A 20496-nucleotide genomic window follows, 5' to 3' on the forward strand; every position below is an offset into this window, starting at 1 on the left:
CGCCGCCCGCGGGTCGTTCCCGCACCACACCGGAGGAGGATCCCGTGACGATCGAGTTCGACACCACGACCGAGAAGTTCGCCGCGTACGCGGAGCCCGGACGCCTGGTCAGCACGCAGTGGCTCGCCGATCGCCTCGGCACCCCCGGACTGGTGGTCGTGGAGTCCGACGAGGACGTGCTGCTCTACGAGACCGGGCACATCCCCGGCGCCGTCAAGGTCGACTGGCACACCGAGCTCAACGATCCCGTGGTGCGCGACTACGTCGACGGCGAGGGCTTCGCCCGCCTGCTGAGCGCGAAGGGCATCTCGCGGGACGACACCATCGTGATCTACGGCGACAAGAGCAACTGGTGGGCGGCATACGCGCTCTGGGTGTTCTCGCTCTTCGGTCACGAGGACGTCCGCCTCCTCGACGGCGGCCGCGACAAATGGATCGCCGAGGGCCGCGAGCTCACCACGGAGCCAGCGGGCCGCCCCGCCACGGAGTATCCGGTCGTGGAGCGCGACGACAGCGTGCTGCGTGCGTACAAGGAGGATGTGCTGGAGCACCTCGGCCGTGGACCGCTGGTCGACGTGCGTTCCCCGGAGGAGTACTCGGGCGAGCGCACGAGCGCCCCCGCGTACCCGGAGGAGGGTGCGCTCCGCGCCGGCCACATCCCGAGCGCGCACAGTGTCCCCTGGGCGAAGGCAGTCGCCGAGGACGGCACGTACAAGACCCGTGCCGAGCTGGAGAATCTGTACCGCGATGGCCTGGGTCTGCAAGACGACGACGCGATCGTCGCCTACTGCCGGATCGGGGAACGCTCGAGCCACACCTGGTTCGCCCTGAAGCACCTGCTCGGCTTCGACGACGTGCGCAACTACGACGGATCCTGGACAGAGTGGGGCAGCGCGGTGCGGGTGCCGATCGCGACAGGAACAGAGCCGGGCACGGTCTGACCGCGGGCTGCGCGGCGTGACACAATCGGGGTGATGACCGACGCGCCCGTTCCCGCGGCTCTCGCCGAGATCCGCGACGACTTCCTGTCCCTCCCCGCGGATGACCGCCTGCAGCTGCTCCTGGAGTTCTCCGGCGAGCTGCCGGACGTCCCCGAGGAGTATCGCGACAACCCCGCGTTCCTCGAACGGGTTGTGGAGTGTCAATCGCCGGTGTTCATCCTCGTCACCGTCGAGGACGGGGTCGTCGCGATGCACGCGACCGCGCCTGCCGAGGCGCCGACGACCCGGGGTTTCGCCAGCATCCTCGCGCAGGGCCTCACCGGGCTGTCGGTCGAGGAAGCCCTCGGGGTGCCGGACGACTACCCGCTCACCCTGGGGCTCACCCGCCTGGTCTCGCCGCTGCGCATCGGTGGCATGACCGGGATGCTGATGCGCGCCAAGCGTCAGATCCGGGAGAAGACCGCGGCCTGACGCCTGCCCCGCCCGGTTCAGCCGGCGAGCACGTTCGCACGCAGCCAGTCGACGATCGCCGTCGTCCAGCGCTTCTGGTCGTAGTTCCACAGCTTGGTGTGGCGCGCGACCTCGAAGGCGTGCAGCTCAACGAGGTCGGGCCGTGCAGCGGCGAGGGCATGAGAGGCCGACGACGGCACGAAACCGTCGTCGTCGCTGTGCAGGACGAGGATCGGCGTGCTCAGCTCGTCCGCGCGGGCGACCATGTCGAGCCTGTCGAAGGAGATCGCATCCTCCGCCCCGCTCAGCCGTGCCGTGAACGGCGCGGAGAGCGCCTGCATCGCCAGCCGCGGAACCGGCTCGCGCAGGCGTGCCTCGCGCGCCTGGAAACGCAGCACATCACGCCAGTCGACCACCGGCGAATCCAGCACGATACCGGCGATCCGCTCCCGGTAGGCCGAGGCGACCGCTGCCTGCAGCACGATCGCGCCGCCCATCGACCAGCCGACGAGCACGATGCGCTCGGCGCCGTGATCGATCGCGTATCCGAGAGCCGCCTCGATGTCGCGCCATTCGCGGTCGCCGAGCGCGTAGTCGCCCCCGCGGCTGGCGGGTGCCTCGCCGTCGTTGCGATAGGAGACGACGAGGTTCGTCAGACCCTCGGAGTGGAACACCGGCACGCCGCGCAGGCACTCCGCGCGCGCCGCTCCCCTGCCGTGCACATGGATCGCCCAGATCTCGGCGGCAGCGGACCCCGTCGCCGCCGGGAAGAACCAGGCAGGGCACGGTCCGACGGGCGCGTCGATCGACACCGGCTCATAGGGCAGGTGCAGTTCGCTCGGCGCCGCGTAGTACCACCCGCTGAAGGTCGCTCCGCGGTCGACCTGCGCGCCCGGCTCGATCTGGGTGAGGAGCTTGCGGCGCACGCGCTCGCCGTCCTGACCGAGCACGGCGCCCAGCTTGACGTAGCCGTAGGTCCCGCCGGTGAAGAGTCCGTACCGCCCGGGCAGCTCGGTGTCCGGGGTGCGGGCGAGCTCGATCGTCTGCGCTCCGGTGTCGACGCCGAGGATGATCGTGTCCCGTTGACGCGGCACGGGTGTGACCACCCGGCGCGCGACCCGGAGGATCACGAGTGCCCCGAGCGTCACCCCCGCCATCGCTCCGATGAGCAGGAGAGCCGCGGCGTGCCTGAGTCTGTTCATCGCCTCCTGACTCTAGTCTGTCGGCGTGATGGGTCTTCCCGGCGCAGACGCCGACTTCGACGCCGCCGTCGCGGAGTTGCGCGCGGTGGGTCTGCGTGACGACGTCGTCGTCGGGGATCTTCCCGCGCCCACCGGCATCGCCCCGTTCGCCGCGGCGTTCTCCGCGGATGTGCGTCCGGGCCCCGACGGTGAGTCCGTCTACGGTACGGGGCGCCTCGTGCTGCTCCACGATCCGGACGAACCGGACGCATGGGGCGGCGCCTGGCGCATCGTGATCTTCGCCCAGGCCCCCCTGGAACCCGAGATCGGGACCGACCCGCTGCTGGCCGACGTGGCCTGGTCGTGGCTGGTCGACGCCCTCGATGCGCGCGATGCCCGATACGATCATCTTTCCGGCACCTCCACCAAGACGTTGTCCCGCGGCTTCGGCGGTCTCGCCCATGAGGGCGATGGCGCGCAGATCGAGTTGCGGGCGTCCTGGACTCCGGCGGCACCATTCGGTCCGCATGCCGCAGCCTGGGTCGAGCTGGTGGGGATGCTCGCCGGCCTCCCTCCGGGGTCGGAGGGCATCGCCGTGCTGGGCGCACGAAAAGGAATCCATGACTGAAACGCCCTCCGACGCTCTCCCCGGCTACGCGGTGATCGACGATCCGCGCGACTTCGAGCGTGCTCTCGACGCCCTGGCCTCCGGCTCCGGTCCGGTCGCCGTGGACGTCGAGCGCGCGTCCGGCTTCCGCTACTCGCAGCGGGCCTATCTTGTCCAGGTCTTCCGCCGGGGCGCCGGTGTGCACCTGATCGATCCGGTGGCCCTGCCCTCCGTCGCCGGTTTGCAGGACGCCATCGGGGACGTGGAATGGGTGCTGCACGCCGCGAGCCAGGATCTGCCGTCCCTGCGTGAGGCCGACCTCGTTCCGGCCGCCATCTTCGACACAGAGCTCGCCGCGCGCCTGGCCGGATTCGAGCGGGTGGGCCTGGGCGCCGTCGTCGAGGAAACCCTGGGCATCTCGCTCGCGAAGGAGCACTCCGCCGCCGACTGGTCGACGCGCCCGCTGCCTGGTCCGTGGCTGGAGTACGCCGCCCTGGACGTGCTGCACCTGATCGACGTGCGTGACCGTCTCGCCGAAGAGCTGGAGAGCCAGGGCAAGGCGGAGTTCGCCGCGCAGGAGTTCGACGCCACCCTGCACCGGCTGCCCAAACCACGGCGCGCAGACCCGTGGCGCCGCCTCAGCGGGCTCCACCAGGTGCGCGGGGCCCGCAACCTCGCGGTCGCGCGCGAGCTGTGGACGGCACGCGAGGAGTACGCCAGGGAGCAGGACGTCTCCCCCGGGCGCCTGGTGCCGGATCGTTCCCTCGTGGCTGCTGTCCTCGCCGCTCCGCGGAGCCGTGGAGAGCTCGCCGCGCTGCAGTCCTTCACCGGGCGGGCGAGCCGTTCCCAGCTGGACCGGTGGTGGGCGGCCATCGAGCGCGGCCGGCAGTCCCCCGAGACCCCGCGGGAGCGCGTTCCCTCCGACGCCCTGCCCCCGCCCCGCGCCTGGGCCGATCGCAACCCGGAGGCCGATGCCCGGCTCCGTGCCGCGCGTCCCGCCGTCGAGGCGATCGCCGAGCAGCTGCGGATGCCGACCGAGAATCTCCTCACGCCGGAGTACCTGCGCCGCGTCGCGTGGGAGCCGCCCGGCACGGGCGCCGAGGAGATCGCTGCTGCGCTGCACGAGCAGGGCGCCCGGCCCTGGCAGATCACGCAGACCGCTGAGGCGATCGCGGCCTCGTTTGTCGCTGCCGCGCAACAGCAGGCCGCTCCGGAGACACCTTCCTCGTAGAGACGATCCAACCAATTCCGTGAGACTCAATCTCACCGTTTGGATCTAGACTGTTGTCCACCCTTAACAATGGAGGCAGAGTGGCCGAGATCTCAGAGGTCTTCTTCGTCGATGGAATGCGTACCCCCTTCGGGCGCGCCGGCGAGAAGGGCATGTACTGGAACACCCGCGCGGACGACCTCGTGGTCAAGGCGATCATCGGGCTCATGGAACGCAATCCCGAGGTTCCCAAGGACCGCATCGAGGAGGTCGCGATCGCGGCCACCGCGCAGACCGGCGACCAGGGCCTCACCCTCGGCCGCACCACGGCGCTCCTCGCCGGCCTCCCGCAGTCGGTTCCCGGTTACGCACTCGAGCGCATGTGCGCCGGTGCGATGACCTCCGTGGCGACGATCGCCGGCTCCATCGGCTTCGGCATGTACGACATCGCCCTCGCGGGCGGCGTCGAGCACATGGGCCACCACCCGATCGGCAGCAACGTCGACCCCAACCCGCGTTTCGTCGCCGAGAAGCTGGTCGACCCGCAGGCGCTCAACATGGGCAACACCGCCGAGCGTCTCCACGACCGCTTCCCCCAGCTCACCAAGGAGCGCGCAGACCGCTTCGGGATGCGCAGCCAGCAGAAGGCGCAGGCGGCCTACGAGGCCGGCAAGATCCAGCCTGATCTCGTGCCGGTGTCCGTCAAGGACGCCACCGGCGCCTGGGGCCTGGCGACCGAGGACGAGGGTCGTCGTCCCGGGACGACGATGGAGGATCTGGCGGGGCTCAAGACGCCGTTCCGTCCCCACGGCCGCGTGACCGCCGGGACGTCCTCGCCGCTCACCGACGGTGCCACCATCAGCCTCCTCGCCAGCGGCCACGCCGTGCGGGAGCTCGGCCTGACGCCGAAGATGCGCCTGGTCTCCTACGCCTTCTCCGGCGTCGAGCCCGAGGTCATGGGAATCGGCCCGATCCCTTCGACCGAGAAGGCCCTCGCCAAGGCCGGCCTGACGATCGACGACATCGGCCTGTTCGAGCTGAACGAGGCTTTCGCCGTGCAGGTGCTGTCGTTCCTGGACCACTTCGGCATCGATGACGACGACCCGCGCGTCAACCCGTGGGGCGGCGCGATCGCCGTCGGACACCCGCTGGCCTCGTCCGGCGTGCGCCTCATGATCCAGCTCGCGGCGCAGTTCGCCGAGCACCCCGAGGTGCGCTACGGCCTGACCGCGATGTGCGTTGGCCTCGGCCAGGGCGGCAGCGTCGTCTGGGAGAACCCGCACTACACCGGCCGCAAGAAGTGAATGAGAGATCAGAGATGACCGACTACGACTCCATCGACTTCAGCACGCTCGAAGAGCAGTCCGACGACGAGGTCGTCACGCACGCGCTGGTGCGCGACGTGACCCTCCCCAGCGGCCGGGTGCTCGCGCTCGTGACGCTGGACAACGGGCGCGACCACACCCGCCCGAACACCCTGGGCCCGCGCACGCTCGCCGAATACGGGCAGGTCCTCGACACCCTGCGCGATCGCGCAGCCGCCGGAGAGATCCAGGCGGTCGGCGTCACCGGAAAGCAGTACATCCTCGCCGCCGGCGCCGATCTCTCGCAGGTCTCCAGCGTCCCCTCGCGCGACATGGTCAAGATGCTCGCCCAGCGCGGACACCAGGTGCTCGGCAAGCTGCACGACATCGGGGTCCCCTCGTTCGTGTTCGTCAACGGCCTCGCCCTCGGCGGCGGCCTCGAGATCGCCCTGCACGCCGACTACCGCACGGTCGACGCATCGGCCGCGGGGATCGCCCTCCCCGAGGTCTTCCTCGGCATCATCCCCGGCTGGGGCGGCGCCTACCTGCTGCCGAACCTGATCGGCATCGAGAACGCCCTGGAGGTGGTGATCTCGAACCCGCTCAAGCAGAACCGTATGCTCAAGCCCGCGCAGGCGCACCAGCTCGGCATCATGGACGAGATCTTCCCGGCGGCCTCCTTCCTGGAGGACTCGCTGCGCTGGGCCGATGGCGTGATCGGCGGCACCGTCAAGGTCGAGCGCAAGAACGAGCCGGGCAAGATCGAGCGCATGACCAAGTGGCCGCTCGCGATCAAGGCGGCCCGCGGAATGCTCGAGTCGCGCATCGGCAAGGTGGCGCGTTCGCCGTACGCAGCGCTCGAGCTGCTGGACAAGGCCAAGAGCGGCACGCGTGAGGAGGGCTTCGCCCGCGAGGACGATGCCCTGGCCGACCTCGTCGTCGGCGACCAGTTCGCCGCATCCATGTATGCGTTCGACCTCGTCCAGAAGCGCGCGAAGCGCCCCGTCGGCGCACCGGACAAGGCACTCGCCCGCCCGGTCACCAAGGTCGGCGTCATCGGCGCTGGTCTCATGGCCAGCCAGTTCGCCCTGCTGTTCCTGCAGCGCCTGCAGGTGCCGGTCGTGATCACCGACATCGATCAGGAGCGCGTGGACCGTGGCATCTCCTACATCCACGATGAGATCGCCAAGCTCCAGGCGAAGGGGCGGCTCGACGAAGACGGCGCGAACAAGCTGCGCGCCCTGCTGCACGGCACGGTCGACCGCGGTGCGTTCGCCGACTGCGACTTCGTGATCGAGGCCGTCTTCGAGGAGGTCGGCGTCAAGCAACAGGTGTTCGCCGACATCGAGAAGATCATCTCCCCCGAGGCGATCCTGGCGACCAACACCTCATCGCTCTCCGTCGAGGAGATCGGTGCGAAGCTGGAGCATCCGGAGCGCCTGGTGGGCTTCCACTTCTTCAACCCGGTCGCGGTCATGCCGCTGGTCGAGATCGTCAAGCACCCGAAGGTCAACGAGCAGACGCTCTCGACGGCTTTCGTCGTGGCGAAGAAGCTCCGCAAGAACGCGATCCTCACCGACAACGCCCCGGGCTTCGTGGTCAACCGCCTCCTTGCCCAGGTGATGGGCGAGGCTGCGCGCGCGGTCTACGAGGGCACCCCCATCGCCACGGTCGAGAAGGCGTTCGCGCCGCTCGGCCTGCCGATGGGCCCGTTCCAGCTGATCGACCTGGTCGGCTGGAAGGTCGCCGCGCACGTGCAGGACACGATGACGGGCGCGTTCCCCGACCGCTTCTTCACGTCGGAGAACCTGCACGAGCTCGCCGCGCTCCCGAAGGTGGTCGAGAAGGACAAGGCCGGCAAGGTCACCGGCTGGTCCAAGGAGGCCCAGAAGGTGCTCAAGACCGACAACAAGCCGGTCTCGGAGGAGGAGATCCTCCGTCGCGTGCAGGACGGCCTGGCGCGGGAGATCCACATCATGCTCGAGGAGGGCGTGGTCCCGGAGGTCGAGGACATCGACCTCGGTCTGATCCTCGGCGCCGGCTGGCCGTTCATCGACGGCGGCGCATCGCCCTACCTCGACCGCGAGGGAGCGTCGGAGCGCGTGTTCGGCGGGACGTTCCACAACCCGCAGATCCGCGGCGCAGCCAACCGCTGACGCCCGACTGCCAGAAGGCCGCGACCCCGAGGGGGTCGCGGCCTTCTGCTTGCCGAGTCCTCAGAATATTCAGGTCGGCGGGGCGCGAAAGCGCCCCGCCGACCTGAATATTCTGAGGACTCGGCAGCCGCGCACAGCGCGGACTGCCGATCCGGGGATCGGCGGCGGGGCGTGGTCAGCGCTGGTCGTGCACCGGCACGTCGATCGCACCGGTCTGATCAGAGCCGCGCGCAACCGGGATACGGGTGCCGAGCACCTGCGCCACGACGTCCTGCGCGATCTTGGCCGCCGTCAGGCCGGCGTCCGCGAGGATCTGCTCCCGCGAGGCGTGATCGATGAACTCATCGGGCAGGCCCAGCTCGTCGACGGCCGTGTCGATCCCCGCCTCGCGGAGCACCTGACGCACGCGCGTGCCGATACCGCCCACCCGGATGCCGTCCTCGAGGGTGATGACCAGGCGATGCCGCGCAGCCAGCTCCACGATCGCGGGCTGCACCGGGATCGCCCACCGGGGGTCGACCACGGTCGCACCGATGCCCTGGGCGCGCAGGCGTTCGGCGATCTGCACCCCCAGCGCGGCGAAGGGCCCGATGCCGACGATCAGCACATCCTCGTCCTCGTCGCGGAAGAGCACGTCCGTGCCGTCTGGAAGCTGCTCGAGAGCCGCCAGGTCGTCGGCTACGGCCCCCCGGGGGAAGCGGATGACCGTGGGGGCGTCCGTCACCGTGACAGCCTCGGAGAGGGCCTGCTGCAGGCGCACGCCATCGCGGGGGGCCGCGATCCGGATGCCCGGCACGATCTGGAGCATCGCGAGGTCCCACATGCCGTGATGACTGGGGCCGTCCGGCCCGGTCACCCCGGCGCGATCGAGCACGAAGGTCACCCCGGCACGGTGCAGCGCGACGTCCATCAGCACCTGGTCCATGGCGCGCCCCATGAAGGTCGCGTAGATCGCCACGACAGGGTGCAGACCCCCGAACGCCATGCCGGCCGCCGATGCGACCGCGTGCTGCTCGGCGATGCCCACGTCGTAGACGCGATCCGGGAACCGTTCGGCGAAGGGGGCCAGCCCCGTGGGCCGGAGCATGGCGGCGGTCATCGCGATCACCTCGGGGTGCCGCTCCCCCACGTCGACCAGCGCGTCGGCGAAGACGTCCGTCCAGCCACGACCACCGCTGGAGAGGGCCCCGCCGGTGGCCGGGTCGATGCGGCCGACGGCATGGAACTGGTCGGCCTCATCGTTCAGCGCCGGCTGGTAGCCGCGCCCCTTCTCGGTGATCGCGTGGACCAGCACCGGGGCGCCGTACGCCTTCGCCAGCTCCAGCACCTCGATCAGGGCCGGCAGATCATGCCCATCGACCGGGCCGAGGTACTTGATGTCGAGATTCGAGTACAGCTCGTCATTGCCGGTGAAGCGCGAGAGGAAGCCACGGGTTCCGCCGCGCACGCCGCGGTAGAAGGCGCGCGTGAGCGGTCCGAGGCGGTGGAAGACGCGTCCGGACTTGTGCTCGAGATCGCGGTAGGTCTCGGCCGTGCGCATCCGGTTGAGGTAGCGGGCCATCCCGCCGATGGTGGGCGCGTAGGAGCGGCCGTTGTCGTTGACGACGATCACCAGGTTGCGATCATTGTCGTCGGTGATGTTGTTGAGCGCCTCCCACGTCATGCCGCCGGTGAGGGCGCCGTCTCCCACCACCGCCACCACATGCCGGTCGGAGCGCCCGGTGGCCGTCAGCGCCCGGGAGACACCATCGGCCCAGCTGAGCGAGCTGGAGGCGTGGGACGACTCCACCACGTCGTGCGGGCTCTCGGTGCGTTGCGGGTAGCCGGCGAGGCCGCCGCGCGATCGCAGATCGGAGAAGTCCTGGCGCCCCGTGAGCAGCTTGTGCACGTAGGACTGGTGCCCGGTGTCGAAGATGATCGGATCGTCCGGTGAGCGGAACACCCGGTGCAGCGCGATGGTGAGCTCGACGACACCGAGGTTCGGGCCGAGGTGCCCACCAGTACGGGCGACGTTCTCGATCAGGAATCCGCGGACCTCCGCTGCCAGTTCCTGAAGCTCGTCGATCGAGAGCGGATCGAGATCCCGGGGGCCGGTGATTCCCGACAGTGACGTCATACCCGCTCCCCTCATCGCGATCGCGGCCGCTCCGACGGCGACCTGACAATTCTACTCCCGGCCCCTGACGCAACGCCGGAGGGCCCGGTCGCGCTTCTCGCGTGACCGGGCCCTCCGATGGGGCTCTGTCGATTCAGACCAGCGAACGAAGCACGTACTGCAGGATGCCGCCGTTGCGGTAGTAGTCGGCTTCACCCGGGGTGTCGATACGCACCACGGCGTCGAAGACGACGGGCTCCTTGCCGGCCGGGGAGTGCTCGCTCGGGGCGGCGGTCACCCGGACGGTCTTCGGGGTCACCCCCTCGTTGAGCTGCTCCAGCCCTTCGATCGAGACGATCTCGGTGCCGTCCAGTCCCAACGACTCCCAGCTCTCGCCCGCGGGGAACTGCAGCGGGACGACGCCCATGCCGACCAGGTTGGAACGGTGGATGCGCTCGAAGCTCTCGGCGATGACCGCCTTGACGCCGAGCAGGTTGGTGCCCTTCGCCGCCCAGTCGCGCGAAGAGCCGGTGCCGTACTCCTTGCCGCCGAAGATCACGAGCGGGATACCAGCGGCCTGGTAGTTCATGCTCGCGTCGTAGATGTAGGACTGCGGACCGTCCGCCTGGGTGAAGTCGCGGGTCCAGCCGCCCTCGATCTGCTCCCCATCGTTCACGGCCTTGACCATGGCGTTCTTCAGGCGGATGTTCGCGAACGTGCCGCGGATCATCACCTCATGGTTGCCGCGACGCGAGCCGAAGGAGTTGAAGTCCTTGCGCTCGACGCCGTGCGCGACCAGGTAGTCCGCCGCCGGGGTGCCCGGCTTGATCGGACCAGCGGGCGAGATGTGGTCGGTGGTGACCGAATCGCCGAGCGTGGCCATGACGCGGGCACCCGAGATGTCGGCGACCGGGGTCGGCTCCATCGTCATGCCGTCGAAGTACGGCGCCTTGGCGACGTAGGTGGACTTCTCGTCCCACTCGAAGATCGGCCCCTCCGGGGTGGGGAGGCTGCGCCAGCGCTCATCACCGTCGAACACCGTCGCGTACTGCTTGATGAACTGCTCACGGGAGATCGACGTGTCGATCGTCGCCTGCACCTCATCGGCGGTGGGCCAGATGTCGCTCAGGAACACGTCGTTGCCCTCGGGGTCGGTGCCGAGCGGATCGTTCTCGAAGTCGAAGTGCATCGAACCGGCCAGCGCGTAGGCGACGACCAGCGGCGGCGAGGCCAGGTAGTTCATCTTCACGTCGGGGCTGATACGTCCCTCGAAGTTGCGGTTGCCGGAGAGCACAGCGGTCACGGCGAGGTCGTTCTCGTTGACGGCGGCCGAGACCTCCTCGATCAGCGGACCGGTGTTGCCGATGCAGATCGTGCAGCCGTAGCCGACCGTGTAGAAGCCGAGCGCCTCGAGGTCCTCGTTGAGACCGGACTTCTCGTAGTAGTCGGTCACGACCTTGGAGCCCGGACCGAGGGTCGACTTGACCCACGGCTTGCGGGTGAGCCCCTTCTTGCGCGCGTTGCGGGCGAGAAGACCGGCGGCGAGCATCACCGAGGGGTTCGAGGTGTTGGTGCAGGAGGTGATCGCCGCCAGCACCACGGCACCGTTGTCGAGGCGATAGCTGTCGCCGTCCGCGGTGGTGACCTTGACCGGCTTGGAGACGGTCGCCGGAGCACCGCTGGAGATCAGCACGTCGCGGGTGTCCGCGTCCTCATCACCGGGCACGGGGCCCGGGTCGGAGGCCGGGAAGGACTCCTTGCCCTCGAGGTCGGTCATCTCGTTCGACACAGCAGGCGCGGCGTAGCTGACGATGTCCTTCTCGAACTGCTGCTTGGCCTCCGAGAGCAGGATGCGGTCCTGGGGACGCTTCGGGCCGGCGATCGAGGGGACGACCGTGGAGAGGTCGAGCTCCATGTACTCGCTGAAGACCGGCTCGTTGGCCGGGTCGTGCCAGAGCTTCTGCGCCTTGGCGTAAGCCTCGACGAGGGCGACGGTCTGGTCGTCGCGACCGGTGAGGCGCAGGTAGTCGAGCGTGACGTCGTCGATCGGGAACATCGCGGCGGTCGAGCCGAACTCCGGGCTCATGTTGCCGATGGTGGCCCGGTTGGCCAGCGGCACAGAGCCGACGCCCTCACCGTAGAACTCGACGAACTTGCCGACGACGCCGTGCTTGCGGAGCATGTCCGTGATCGTCAGCACCACGTCGGTCGCGGTCACGCCGGCCGGGATCTGCCCGGTGAGCTTGAAGCCGACGACACGCGGGATGAGCATGGACACCGGCTGGCCGAGCATCGCGGCCTCCGCCTCGATGCCGCCGACGCCCCATCCGAGCACGCCGAGGCCGTTGACCATCGTGGTGTGCGAGTCGGTGCCGACACAGGTGTCCGGGTAGGCGCGCAGCACGCCGTTGACCGCGCGGTCGTAGATGACCTTCGCCAGGTGCTCGATGTTCACCTGGTGCACGATGCCGGTGCCGGGAGGAACGACCTTGAAGTCCTGGAAGGCGGTCTGGCCCCAGCGCAGGAACTGGTAGCGCTCACCGTTGCGCTCGTACTCGATCTCGGTGTTGCGCTCGAGCGCGTTCGGGGTTCCGAACAGGTCGGCCATCACCGAGTGGTCGATCACGAGCTCCGCCGGCGACAGCGGATTGATCTTGGCGGGATCGCCGCCGAGGTCCGTCATCGCTTCGCGCATCGTGGCGAGGTCGACGATGCAGGGCACACCGGTGAAGTCCTGCATCACGACGCGGGCGGGCGTGAACTGGATCTCCGTGTTGGGCTCCGCCGCGGCGTCCCAGTTGCCGAGCGCCTGGATCTGCTCCTTGGTGACGTTCGCGCCGTCCTCGGTGCGGAGCAGGTTCTCCAGCAGAACCTTCAGGCTGAAGGGCAGCTTGTCGTAGCCCTCGACCGTGTCGATACGGTAGATCTCATAGTCGGTGCTGCCGACCGTCAGGGTGCTCTTGGCACCGAAGCTGTTCACCGTGGACACGAATCCGTCTCCTTCTCCGTCGGATGGGGCGCGCTCGACGCGCCTCCATCATGCTCGCCCGGACCCTCTGATCACTAGCAAGGCGGACCTAACCAGCCGAGCCAGGGAATCCCGAGGCCCGTCGGCGACCGGGCGGCGTGCGGAGACCCGAGGAACATCCGGATCGCCGTACCGCCAGCACGCTGGGCAGTCGCGTTCGATGGGCGCATATTTATCTTGATGTCAAGATAAATCTACCATGCGGAATGCATCACTCCTGCCGCGCTGCCGTCGTGGCACGCGCGTTGACGGCCCGGATCACGAGCCACGTCACCGCGACCATCGGCGCGAACAGCGGAAGGCCCATGATGAGCTTGATCGTTCCGAGCGCGACAGCGCCGGCATCCGGGTCCCCCGAGGCGATCGCGCTGAAGTAGATGGGCAGCTGCACCCCGAGGCGCAGGAAGAACAGCCCGGCCCACCCGAGCGACAACATCGCGTAGGCGCGACGGCGGCGCCGATCGGCCCGCCAGGCGCTGCCCTCACCCGTGAGGAAACCCGCGACCAGCCCGATGAGCGGCCAGCCGACAAGCACCGACACCAGGAACGCGGTGCCGTATCCCGCGTTCGTGACGAAGCCCCAGACGAAATTGTCCGCACCGCGCCCCGTCCACATCGCCAGCGCCGCTGCGCCGACCGTGGCGACGAGCCCGCCGATGGCGGCGGCCGGAGGAGACTTCATCACCAGCCGGACAACGGTGAACACCACGGCCATTCCCACCGAGATGACCAGAGACCAGAACAGGTCCTGGGTCAGGGTGAACACCACGATGAACGCCAGGCTCGGCAGGATCGATTCGAGGATGCCACGCCACCCGCCGATCGCGCGCCAGACCACGGTCGGTGCACTGGCGTCGTCGGGGATGTCCACACCGATCCGGCGCACCGCGTCACCGACGGCCGACTCCAGGCTCGGCGTCGCGTCCGGGGCAGAGCCTTCGTCGCCCCCGCGGTCCTCGCTCACGCGGAACCGGGGGTTGCCGGGACCTTGAGCGGGATGAGGTCGCGCGGGGGCATCGGCGTCCCGCCGCGCACCACGACCAGCGAACGGAAGAGGTCTTCGACCTGGGCGGCAGCATCGACATCCGCCGCCGCCGCGCCGGAGATGACGCCGCGCAGGAACCAGCGCGGTCCGTCGACGCCCACGAAACGAGCCAGGCGGGTCTGACCCGCCTCGCCACCGGGGAGCTCGGCGAGCAGCTCGGGGCCCAGCGGGCCATCGCGCTCTTCGATGCGACCGCCCTGCTGGGTGACCTGGTCGCGGATCTGCTCGCGCGTCTCCGGCCACAGCTCACCGGAACGCGGCGCGGCAAAGGGCTGCACCTGCAGCGATGAGTTCGCGTAGTCCAGCCCCACCGCGACAATGCGCTTGGACTGCTCCTCGATCTCCAGGCGGAGGTTGAGCCCCTCGCGGGGCAGAACCTTGATGCCGCCGAGGTCGATGTACGGCCGTACCGGGTTCGCCTCGGACTCGTCGAACGGCCCGTCGACGGAGCGTTCGCCCTGCAGGGCCGCCGGCTCCTGGATGTCACTCATCGTGGTTCTCCTGTCTGCGCAGCGTCCTGCGCGGCGGTGCCGGATGTCGGCGCCGCGATCTCCGCGGCGTGGTAACCGGTCGAGCCGAAGCCGCCAGCACCGCGCACGGTCTCGTCGAGTTCATCGACCGGGATGAAGCGCGCCCGCACCACCGGCGAGACAATCAGCTGGGCGATCCGGTCCCCCGGCTCCACCCGGTAGGCGTTCTCGCGGTCGGTGTTGAGCAGGCACACCCGGATCTCACCGCGATAACCGGCGTCGATCGTCCCCGGGGTGTTGAGCACGGTGATGCCATGCTTGGCGGCCAGGCCGCTCCGGGGCACCACGAACGCCGCATAGCCCTCGGGCAGCGCGATGCGGACGCCTGTTCCGACGAGCTTGCGCTCGCCCGGCGCGATCACGGCGGACTCTGCGGCGACCAGATCGGCACCCGCGTCACCGGGGTGCGCGTAGTGCGGCAGCGTCGAGGCGACGACGGGAAGGTCGATGGGTTCCATCACAGGCACGGGCCGCGGTGAGACGGGGCGGACATCGTCCGCCCGCTCATCACGCGGCGCACTCCTTGCAGATGCCGTCGTGGGCGAGCTGCGAGCGGTGCTTCACGAGGAAGCACTCCGCGCAGGTGAACTCGTCTTCCTGAGCGGGGAGGACCACGACGTCGAGCTCGACGTCGGACAGGTCGGCACCGGGCAGCTCGAAGCCGGACGGGTTGTCCGAGTCCTCGACGTCGACGGACCCCGAGAGCTTGTCCGGAACGCGCTCCTTGAGCGCCTCGATCGACTCGCTTTCGTCCTCGCTCTTGCGGGGGGCGTCGTAATCGGTAGCCATGAATCTCCATCTCCTATCGAAGCGCCGGTCGAATGCACGGCGCTGCCCCAGGCAGCTCGGGCGCGGGTGCGGCGCTGACAGTGTGCAGGAGCGCCGCGCGATTCGCAAATGCGCACACCCAGAACCGCCGGACACAGAGGAAACTCACGGCGCGCCCGCATTATTCCCGCCCTCTCCCCCGTGCGCGTGAAAGCATGAACCGAACGACTGGAGGACACTCGCCATGGAACACGTCACCATCGTCGGCATCGAAGACAGCCTCCTGATCCTGGCAACCGAGTCAGGGGCGCGTTTCGCTCTGCCGGTCGACGATGTGCTGCGCTCGCATATCCGACGCGCGTCCGCGGCCGACCCCAAGCCGGCGCGCACCCTCGCGGCGAGCCCGAAAGAGATCCAAGCCCATATCCGGGCCGGGCTTTCCGCGCCGGAGGTCTCCGAACTGCTCGGCATCTCGATCGAGGACGTCGAACGGTTCGAAGGGCCTGTCCTCGCGGAGCGCGAGCATGTCGTCGATCAGGCCCTCGCCATCCCGGTGATGATCGGCAGTGACGTCGAGCCGGACGCGCAGCCCACCTTCGGCGCGGTGATCCGCGAGAAGCTCGAGAGCCTGCACGCACAGGGCGAGCGATGGACGAGCTGGAAGGACGACACCGGCTGGGTCGTCAAGCTCGAGTTCTCCGCGAACGAGGTCGACCACGACGCCCGCTGGAGTTTTGACCCGCGGCGCAGCGCCCTGGCACCGCAGAACGCCGATGCCACGCAGCTCTCGCGTCAGGGATCCTTGCCGGAAGGACTGATCCCCCGCCTGCGTGCTCTCGACTCCGACCGCGTGAGCGCCTACAAGGACGACTCCCGCTTCGACTCCGGTGCGTTCGGCCCGCGCGTGCTTCCCGATCCGGAACCGCAGCACTCGTCGCCCGAGGTGCAGGACGCCGCGATCAACAGAGCACCGGATGTGAGCGAACCCGCCCCCGAGACGGCTGACCTTCTCGCGGCGCTGCGTCGCCGACGGGGCCAGCGCGACTCCGACCCCCTCGTGCCGGGGCCCGCTGCGCCCTCGTCCGTCCCCGATGATGCGGAGACGGGCACCCCGTTCGCTCCGGCGCTGCCGGCGCGCGATCACGCGAACGAGCACCTTCCCGAAGCGCCGATCGCGTTGTTCGACGCCCTCGAGCCCGGTTACGAGCCCACGCGCCGTACCACGGCGCACGAGGAAACGCTCTTCGATGCCGCTGCCGACGAGGACGACGACGTGGTGGATGACTCCGCGGGCGCGCCGCGCCCGCGCAGCGCATCGTCCGCCTCGGAGCGCGAGCATCCCTCCTCCGCCTCGCGGCGACGGCGGGAGATGCCCTCGTGGGACGAGATCGTGTTCGGCGCTCGCACCGACGACTGATCGCCGGTTCACGCGTATCGATCCAGCGCGAACACACCCAGGTCAATCCGGCGCGAAGGCGCCGAGGCGGATCCAGGGAACCTGGCGTTCCTCCGGTGTGACCGATCCGTGCTGGCCGACCATGCGCAACGCGGTGAGATCGCCGCGGGCGTCGTAGAGTGCCCACCGGCCGCGTGCCGCCACCACGAGGTCGCCGATCCGCGGCGCCACCGCCGCGGTCACCTCGGGCCCGAACAGGCCGCCAGAGATCGCCTCGGCACGCGTGGCGACGTCTGCCACGCCCGCGCAGCCCGCGCGCCACGCCTCCGCGGCACGGTCGGGGTCCATCCCCTGCTCCAGGTAGACATGCAGCATCCGCGGCTCACCGGCGATGTGCCGCACGCCGTCCCAGCGCGCGTCGCCCTCCTCGATGAGCACCTGGCGATGCGCCGGAACGTCGACCATGCCGTGATCGGCGGTCACGAGAACCCCGACGCCAGCCGGGGGCCGGGCTGCCAGCGCGGCATCGATCTCCTCGACGGCCGCCAGCCATTCGGGCGAGCCGACGCCGTGGCGATGCCCGGCCTGGTCGGCCTCGGGCAGGTAGCAGTACACCACGGCACCGGGCTGGTCTGCGGCGATGGCATATGCTCGCGCGACGCGCTCCTCCGGCGTATCCGCCGAGACGAACTCTGCTCCGCGCAGGATCGCCCTGCTGAAGCCGCTGCCGCGGTACGCGCCGCTGAGCACCGCGAAGGCAGGGCGCCCGGCGGCCCCGGCCTGCTCGAAGAGCGTCGGCGCCGCCTGCCAGGTCAGCGGGTCGATGCGCGCACGATCCCAGTCAGAGATCTGGTTGAACACGCGGTCGCGATCCGGGTCGAGCACCCGGTAGCCGACCAGGCCGTGCCGGCCGGGATCGACGCCGGTGAGGATGCTGGTCAGCGCGGCGGTCGTGGTGGACGGGAAGACCGAATGCGCCACGTCCTTCCTGCCCATGCGCGCGGCGAGTCGGCGCGCATGGCCGGCGTGCTCGCGCAACTGGATCGCGCCGAGGCCGTCGATCACCGCCAGCACGACCGAGCGGGCAGGGGCGAGGTCGGCGCTCGCGCCCTCGAGGGAGGACAGCAGCGCCCGCGCCACCCCGGTCAGGCTCCGCGCTGTGGCCGCTCCGGCCGGTAGCATAAGGGTCATCCGGGCCAGTCTCCCACAGGGGATGCGCGCTCACCCGAGGTCGTGTCCCGCGCATCTGGATGCGCCGCCCGGACCGCCCGGATAGCATCCGACCTCATCGACTTTGACGTGCGACGCCGCTCGCACGCTGGCAGGAACCATGGCACGCAGCAACGCATCAGCACCGGAGCCGACTCCGGAGCGCATCCAGGACATCGATCTCGCCGATGAGATGCAGGGTTCCTTCCTGGAATACGCCTACTCGGTGATCTACTCCCGCGCCCTTCCCGACGCGCGCGACGGCTTGAAGCCCGTGCAGCGCCGCATCCTGTACCAGATGGCCGAGATGGGCCTGCGCCCGGACCGCGGCCACGTCAAGAGCGCCCGCGTCGTTGGCGAGGTGATGGGCAAGCTCCACCCGCACGGCGACGCTCCGATCTATGACGCCCTCGTGCGCCTGGCCCAGCCCTTCGCGCTGCGGGTGCCCCTGGTCGACGGTCACGGCAACTTCGGCTCCCTCGACGACGGTCCCGCCGCGGCGCGGTACACCGAGGCCCGCCTGGACCCGGCATCGCTCGCTCTCACCGAGGGCCTCGACGAGGACGTCGTCGATTTCGTGCCGAACTACGACGGCCAGTTCCAGCAGCCCGCGGTGCTGCCGGCCGCGTTCCCGAACCTCCTGGTCAACGGCGCCGCCGGCATCGCGGTCGGCATGGCGACGAACATGGCCCCGCACAACCTGGTCGAGGTGGTCTCCGCCGCGATCCACCTGCTCGAACACCCCGAAGCGACGGTCGAGGAGCTGATGGACTTCGTTCCGGGCCCCGACTTCCCCTCCGGCGGGATCGTGATGGGTCTGGACGGCATCAAGGACGCCTATCTGACCGGTCGCGGCGCCTTCAAGGTGCGAGGCAAGGTGTCGGTCGAGTCCCTCGGACCGCGCCGCACCGGCATCGTCATCACCGAACTGCCCTACATGGTCGGCCCGGAGCGCTTGATCGAGAAGATCCGCGACGCCGTCCAGGCGAAGAAGCTGCAGGGCATCAGCGACGTCACCGACCTGACCGACCGGATGAACGGCATGCGCGTCACGATCGGCATCAAGACCGGTTTCGACCCCAACGCCGTGCTCGAGCAGCTCTACCGGCTCACCCCGCTGGAAGACTCCTTCAGCATCAACAACGTCGCCCTCGTCGAGGGCCAGCCCCGCACCCTCGGGCTGCGCGAGCTGCTCGGGGTCTACGTCGGGCACCGGCTCGAGGTCGTCACCCGGCGCAGCCGATACCGACTGGCCCGCAAGCAGGAGCGCCTGCACCTGGTCGAGGGTCTTCTCGTCGCGATCCTCGACATCGACGAGGTCATCCAGGTCATCCGCTCCTCCGACGACTCCGAGCAGGCCCGCACCCGGCTCCGCCAGGTGTTCGACCTCTCCGAGCCGCAGGCGGAGTACATCCTCGAACTGCGGCTGCGTCGGCTGACGAAGTTCTCGCGCATCGAGCTGGAAGCCGAGCGCGATCGGCTGCGCCAGGAGATCGCCGAACTCATCGAGCTGCTCGGCAGCGAGGCGCTCCTGCGAGCCCAGGTCGCCCGTGAGCTGGATGCCATCGCCACAGAGCTGGGCACGCCGCGGCGCACGCTGCTGATGAACGCGAAGCCCGCCGCCCCCCGCCGGACCGCGAAGACGGCAGACCTCGAGATCGCCGACGGCCCCACCACCGTGGTGCTGTCGACCACCGGCCGTGCGGTGCGCGTCGATCTCGCCGAGGGGCAGACGATCGTCGCGCCGACCCGCCGCAGCAAGCACGATGCGCTCAGCGCTGTCCTGCCCGCCACGGTGCGCGGCGAGGCGGGGGCGCTCACCTCGGCCGGTCGTCTGGTGCGCTTCAGCCCCGTCGACCTGCCGTCCGTGCCGGGAAGCTCTGTCCAGCTCGCCGCGGGGGTCCCGCTGCGCGACTATCTCGGCCTCACCGACCGGTCTGAGCAGATCGTCGGCCTCGTCGATCTCTCCTCGGACACCCCCGTGGCCCTCGGGACCGCTGAGGGCATCGTCAAGCGCTTCGTTCCGGCCGCGCTCCCCGCCCGGCCCGAGCTCGAGGTGATCGGGCTCAAGACCGGCGATCGTGTGATCGGCGCAGCCGAGGCTCCCGATGACGCCGAGCTGGTCTTCATCGCGTCCGACACGCAGCTGCTGCGCTTCGCCGCTTCCTCCGTGCGTCCTCAGGGCGCATCGGCGGGCGGCATGGCCGGGATCCGATTGGGCTCGGGCGCCACAGCGATCTTCTTCGGAGCCCTGGCGCCGGACGCCGACGCTGTGGTCGTGACCATCTCCGGCTCTGATGCGATGATCGCCGGCGCCGATCCGGGTCGGGTCAAGGTGTCCGCGTTCGCGGACTTCCCCGCGAAGGGGCGCGCCACCGGCGGCGTGCGTGCGCACGCCCTGCTCAAGGGCGAGGATCGCCTGACCCTCGGGTGGGTCGGCGCCGTCCCGGCTTTGGCCGCAGGACCCGACGGCGCCGCGCGCTCGTTGCCGGCAGAGCTGTCGCGTCGCGACGCCTCAGGGCAGCCGCTCGATGCGGTGGTCGGGTCGATCGGGCATGCGCTGTCGTGATGGGCGC

General features: G+C 69.7%; 16 protein-coding genes. 8 read left to right on the plus strand and 8 right to left on the minus strand.

All coding sequences use genetic code 11. From position 1 onward, the window contains the following. Nucleotides 1–44 precede the first annotated feature (44 nt). Together AC3RXY_RS05485 and AC3RXY_RS05490 are read left to right on the plus strand one after the other, a co-directional pair. Nucleotides 45–941 (plus strand): sulfurtransferase, encoded by an 897-nt coding sequence (locus tag AC3RXY_RS05485; RefSeq protein WP_491509892.1) that lies wholly within the window; start codon nucleotides 45–47, stop codon nucleotides 939–941. A gap of 33 nt (nucleotides 942–974) precedes the next feature. Further along, nucleotides 975–1412 carry a SufE family protein gene (locus tag AC3RXY_RS05490; RefSeq protein ID WP_491509893.1) on the plus strand — a complete coding sequence of 146 codons (438 nt, stop codon included), beginning with the start codon at nucleotides 975–977 and terminating at the stop codon, nucleotides 1410–1412. A 17-nt stretch (nucleotides 1413–1429) separates the two neighbouring features. Here AC3RXY_RS05490 and AC3RXY_RS05495 read toward each other — a convergent pair whose 3' ends face one another. After that, a complete protein-coding gene (locus tag AC3RXY_RS05495; protein ID WP_491509894.1) occupies nucleotides 1430–2593 on the minus strand; it encodes an alpha/beta hydrolase in 1164 nt (387 codons plus the stop codon). A 28-nt stretch (nucleotides 2594–2621) separates the two neighbouring features. Between AC3RXY_RS05495 and AC3RXY_RS05500 the strand changes: the two genes are divergently transcribed. The 4 genes from AC3RXY_RS05500 (at nucleotide 2622) to AC3RXY_RS05515 (ending at nucleotide 7849) form a co-directional block, all read left to right on the plus strand. Beyond that, nucleotides 2622–3200 carry a DUF3000 domain-containing protein gene (locus tag AC3RXY_RS05500; RefSeq protein ID WP_491510146.1) on the plus strand — a complete coding sequence of 193 codons (579 nt, stop codon included), beginning with the start codon at nucleotides 2622–2624 and terminating at the stop codon, nucleotides 3198–3200. Beyond that, nucleotides 3193–4410, plus strand: a complete 1218-nt coding sequence (locus tag AC3RXY_RS05505; RefSeq protein ID WP_491509895.1) for a ribonuclease D — start codon at nucleotides 3193–3195, stop codon at nucleotides 4408–4410. The genes AC3RXY_RS05500 and AC3RXY_RS05505 overlap by 8 nt, the downstream gene beginning before the upstream one ends. An 80-nt stretch (nucleotides 4411–4490) precedes the next feature. After that, on the plus strand, nucleotides 4491–5693 hold the full coding sequence (locus tag AC3RXY_RS05510; RefSeq protein ID WP_491509896.1) for a thiolase family protein: 1203 nt from the start codon (nucleotides 4491–4493) through the stop codon (nucleotides 5691–5693). A 14-nt stretch (nucleotides 5694–5707) separates the two neighbouring features. After that, on the plus strand, nucleotides 5708–7849 hold the full coding sequence (locus AC3RXY_RS05515; protein ID WP_491509897.1) for a 3-hydroxyacyl-CoA dehydrogenase NAD-binding domain-containing protein: 2142 nt from the start codon (nucleotides 5708–5710) through the stop codon (nucleotides 7847–7849). 175 nt (nucleotides 7850–8024) lie between these two features. Here the strand turns inward: AC3RXY_RS05515 and dxs are convergent, their stop codons facing one another. The 6 genes from dxs to AC3RXY_RS05545 form a co-directional block, all read right to left on the minus strand. Continuing rightward, nucleotides 8025–9965, minus strand: coding sequence for a 1-deoxy-D-xylulose-5-phosphate synthase (dxs, locus tag AC3RXY_RS05520; protein ID WP_491509898.1), 1941 nt, complete (start codon nucleotides 9963–9965; stop codon nucleotides 8025–8027). A gap of 133 nt (nucleotides 9966–10098) precedes the next feature. Beyond that, a complete protein-coding gene (locus AC3RXY_RS05525) occupies nucleotides 10099–12933 on the minus strand; it encodes an aconitate hydratase (protein WP_491509899.1) in 2835 nt (944 codons plus the stop codon). Nucleotides 12934–13183: 250 nt separating this feature from the next. After that, the gene (locus AC3RXY_RS05530) at nucleotides 13184–13936 is read right to left on the minus strand and encodes a DUF3159 domain-containing protein (protein WP_491509900.1); all 753 of its coding nucleotides are present in this window, start codon (nucleotides 13934–13936) and stop codon (nucleotides 13184–13186) included. Next, nucleotides 13933–14508, minus strand: a complete 576-nt coding sequence (locus AC3RXY_RS05535) for a DUF3710 domain-containing protein (protein WP_491509901.1) — start codon at nucleotides 14506–14508, stop codon at nucleotides 13933–13935. Before AC3RXY_RS05535 ends, AC3RXY_RS05530 begins: the two co-directional genes overlap by 4 nt. After that, complete coding sequence (dut, locus tag AC3RXY_RS05540; RefSeq protein WP_491509902.1) at nucleotides 14505–15005, minus strand: dUTP diphosphatase; 501 nt, start codon at nucleotides 15003–15005, stop codon at nucleotides 14505–14507. The genes AC3RXY_RS05535 and dut overlap by 4 nt, the downstream gene beginning before the upstream one ends. A 49-nt stretch (nucleotides 15006–15054) precedes the next feature. Then, on the minus strand, nucleotides 15055–15336 hold the full coding sequence (locus tag AC3RXY_RS05545) for a DUF4193 domain-containing protein (protein WP_491509903.1): 282 nt from the start codon (nucleotides 15334–15336) through the stop codon (nucleotides 15055–15057). 223 nt (nucleotides 15337–15559) lie between these two features. Here AC3RXY_RS05545 and sepH point away from each other — a divergent pair, with 223 nt between their 5' ends. Next, complete coding sequence (gene sepH / locus AC3RXY_RS05550) at nucleotides 15560–16732, plus strand: septation protein SepH (protein WP_491509904.1); 1173 nt, start codon at nucleotides 15560–15562, stop codon at nucleotides 16730–16732. Nucleotides 16733–16774: 42 nt separating this feature from the next. On the opposite strand, the gene AC3RXY_RS05555 is transcribed toward sepH, so the two are convergent. Continuing rightward, nucleotides 16775–17902: an alkaline phosphatase family protein gene (locus tag AC3RXY_RS05555; RefSeq protein ID WP_491509905.1), complete on the minus strand. Its 1128-nt coding sequence runs from the start codon at nucleotides 17900–17902 to the stop codon at nucleotides 16775–16777. 139 nt (nucleotides 17903–18041) lie between these two features. Between AC3RXY_RS05555 and AC3RXY_RS05560 the strand changes: the two genes are divergently transcribed. Further along, complete coding sequence (locus AC3RXY_RS05560; RefSeq protein ID WP_491509906.1) at nucleotides 18042–20489, plus strand: DNA gyrase/topoisomerase IV subunit A; 2448 nt, start codon at nucleotides 18042–18044, stop codon at nucleotides 20487–20489. The last annotated feature ends 7 nt before the right edge of the window (nucleotides 20490–20496 follow it).

The organism is Microbacterium longlingense, assembly GCF_058349825.2.

Coding starts and splice junctions, on each gene's coding strand:
- AC3RXY_RS05490 (WP_491509893.1), top strand. CDS start 975: ATGACCGACGCGCCCGTTCCCGCGGCTCTCGCCGAGATCCGCGACGAC.
- AC3RXY_RS05495 (WP_491509894.1), bottom strand. CDS start 2,593: ATGAACAGACTCAGGCACGCCGCGGCTCTCCTGCTCATCGGAGCGATG.
- AC3RXY_RS05500 (WP_491510146.1), top strand. CDS start 2,622: ATGGGTCTTCCCGGCGCAGACGCCGACTTCGACGCCGCCGTCGCGGAG.
- AC3RXY_RS05505 (WP_491509895.1), top strand. CDS start 3,193: ATGACTGAAACGCCCTCCGACGCTCTCCCCGGCTACGCGGTGATCGAC.
- AC3RXY_RS05515 (WP_491509897.1), top strand. CDS start 5,708: ATGACCGACTACGACTCCATCGACTTCAGCACGCTCGAAGAGCAGTCC.
- dxs (WP_491509898.1), bottom strand. CDS start 9,965: ATGACGTCACTGTCGGGAATCACCGGCCCCCGGGATCTCGATCCGCTC.
- AC3RXY_RS05535 (WP_491509901.1), bottom strand. CDS start 14,508: ATGAGTGACATCCAGGAGCCGGCGGCCCTGCAGGGCGAACGCTCCGTC.
- dut (WP_491509902.1), bottom strand. CDS start 15,005: ATGGAACCCATCGACCTTCCCGTCGTCGCCTCGACGCTGCCGCACTAC.
- AC3RXY_RS05545 (WP_491509903.1), bottom strand. CDS start 15,336: ATGGCTACCGATTACGACGCCCCCCGCAAGAGCGAGGACGAAAGCGAG.
- sepH (WP_491509904.1), top strand. CDS start 15,560: ATGGAACACGTCACCATCGTCGGCATCGAAGACAGCCTCCTGATCCTG.
- AC3RXY_RS05555 (WP_491509905.1), bottom strand. CDS start 17,902: ATGACCCTTATGCTACCGGCCGGAGCGGCCACAGCGCGGAGCCTGACC.
- AC3RXY_RS05560 (WP_491509906.1), top strand. CDS start 18,042: ATGGCACGCAGCAACGCATCAGCACCGGAGCCGACTCCGGAGCGCATC.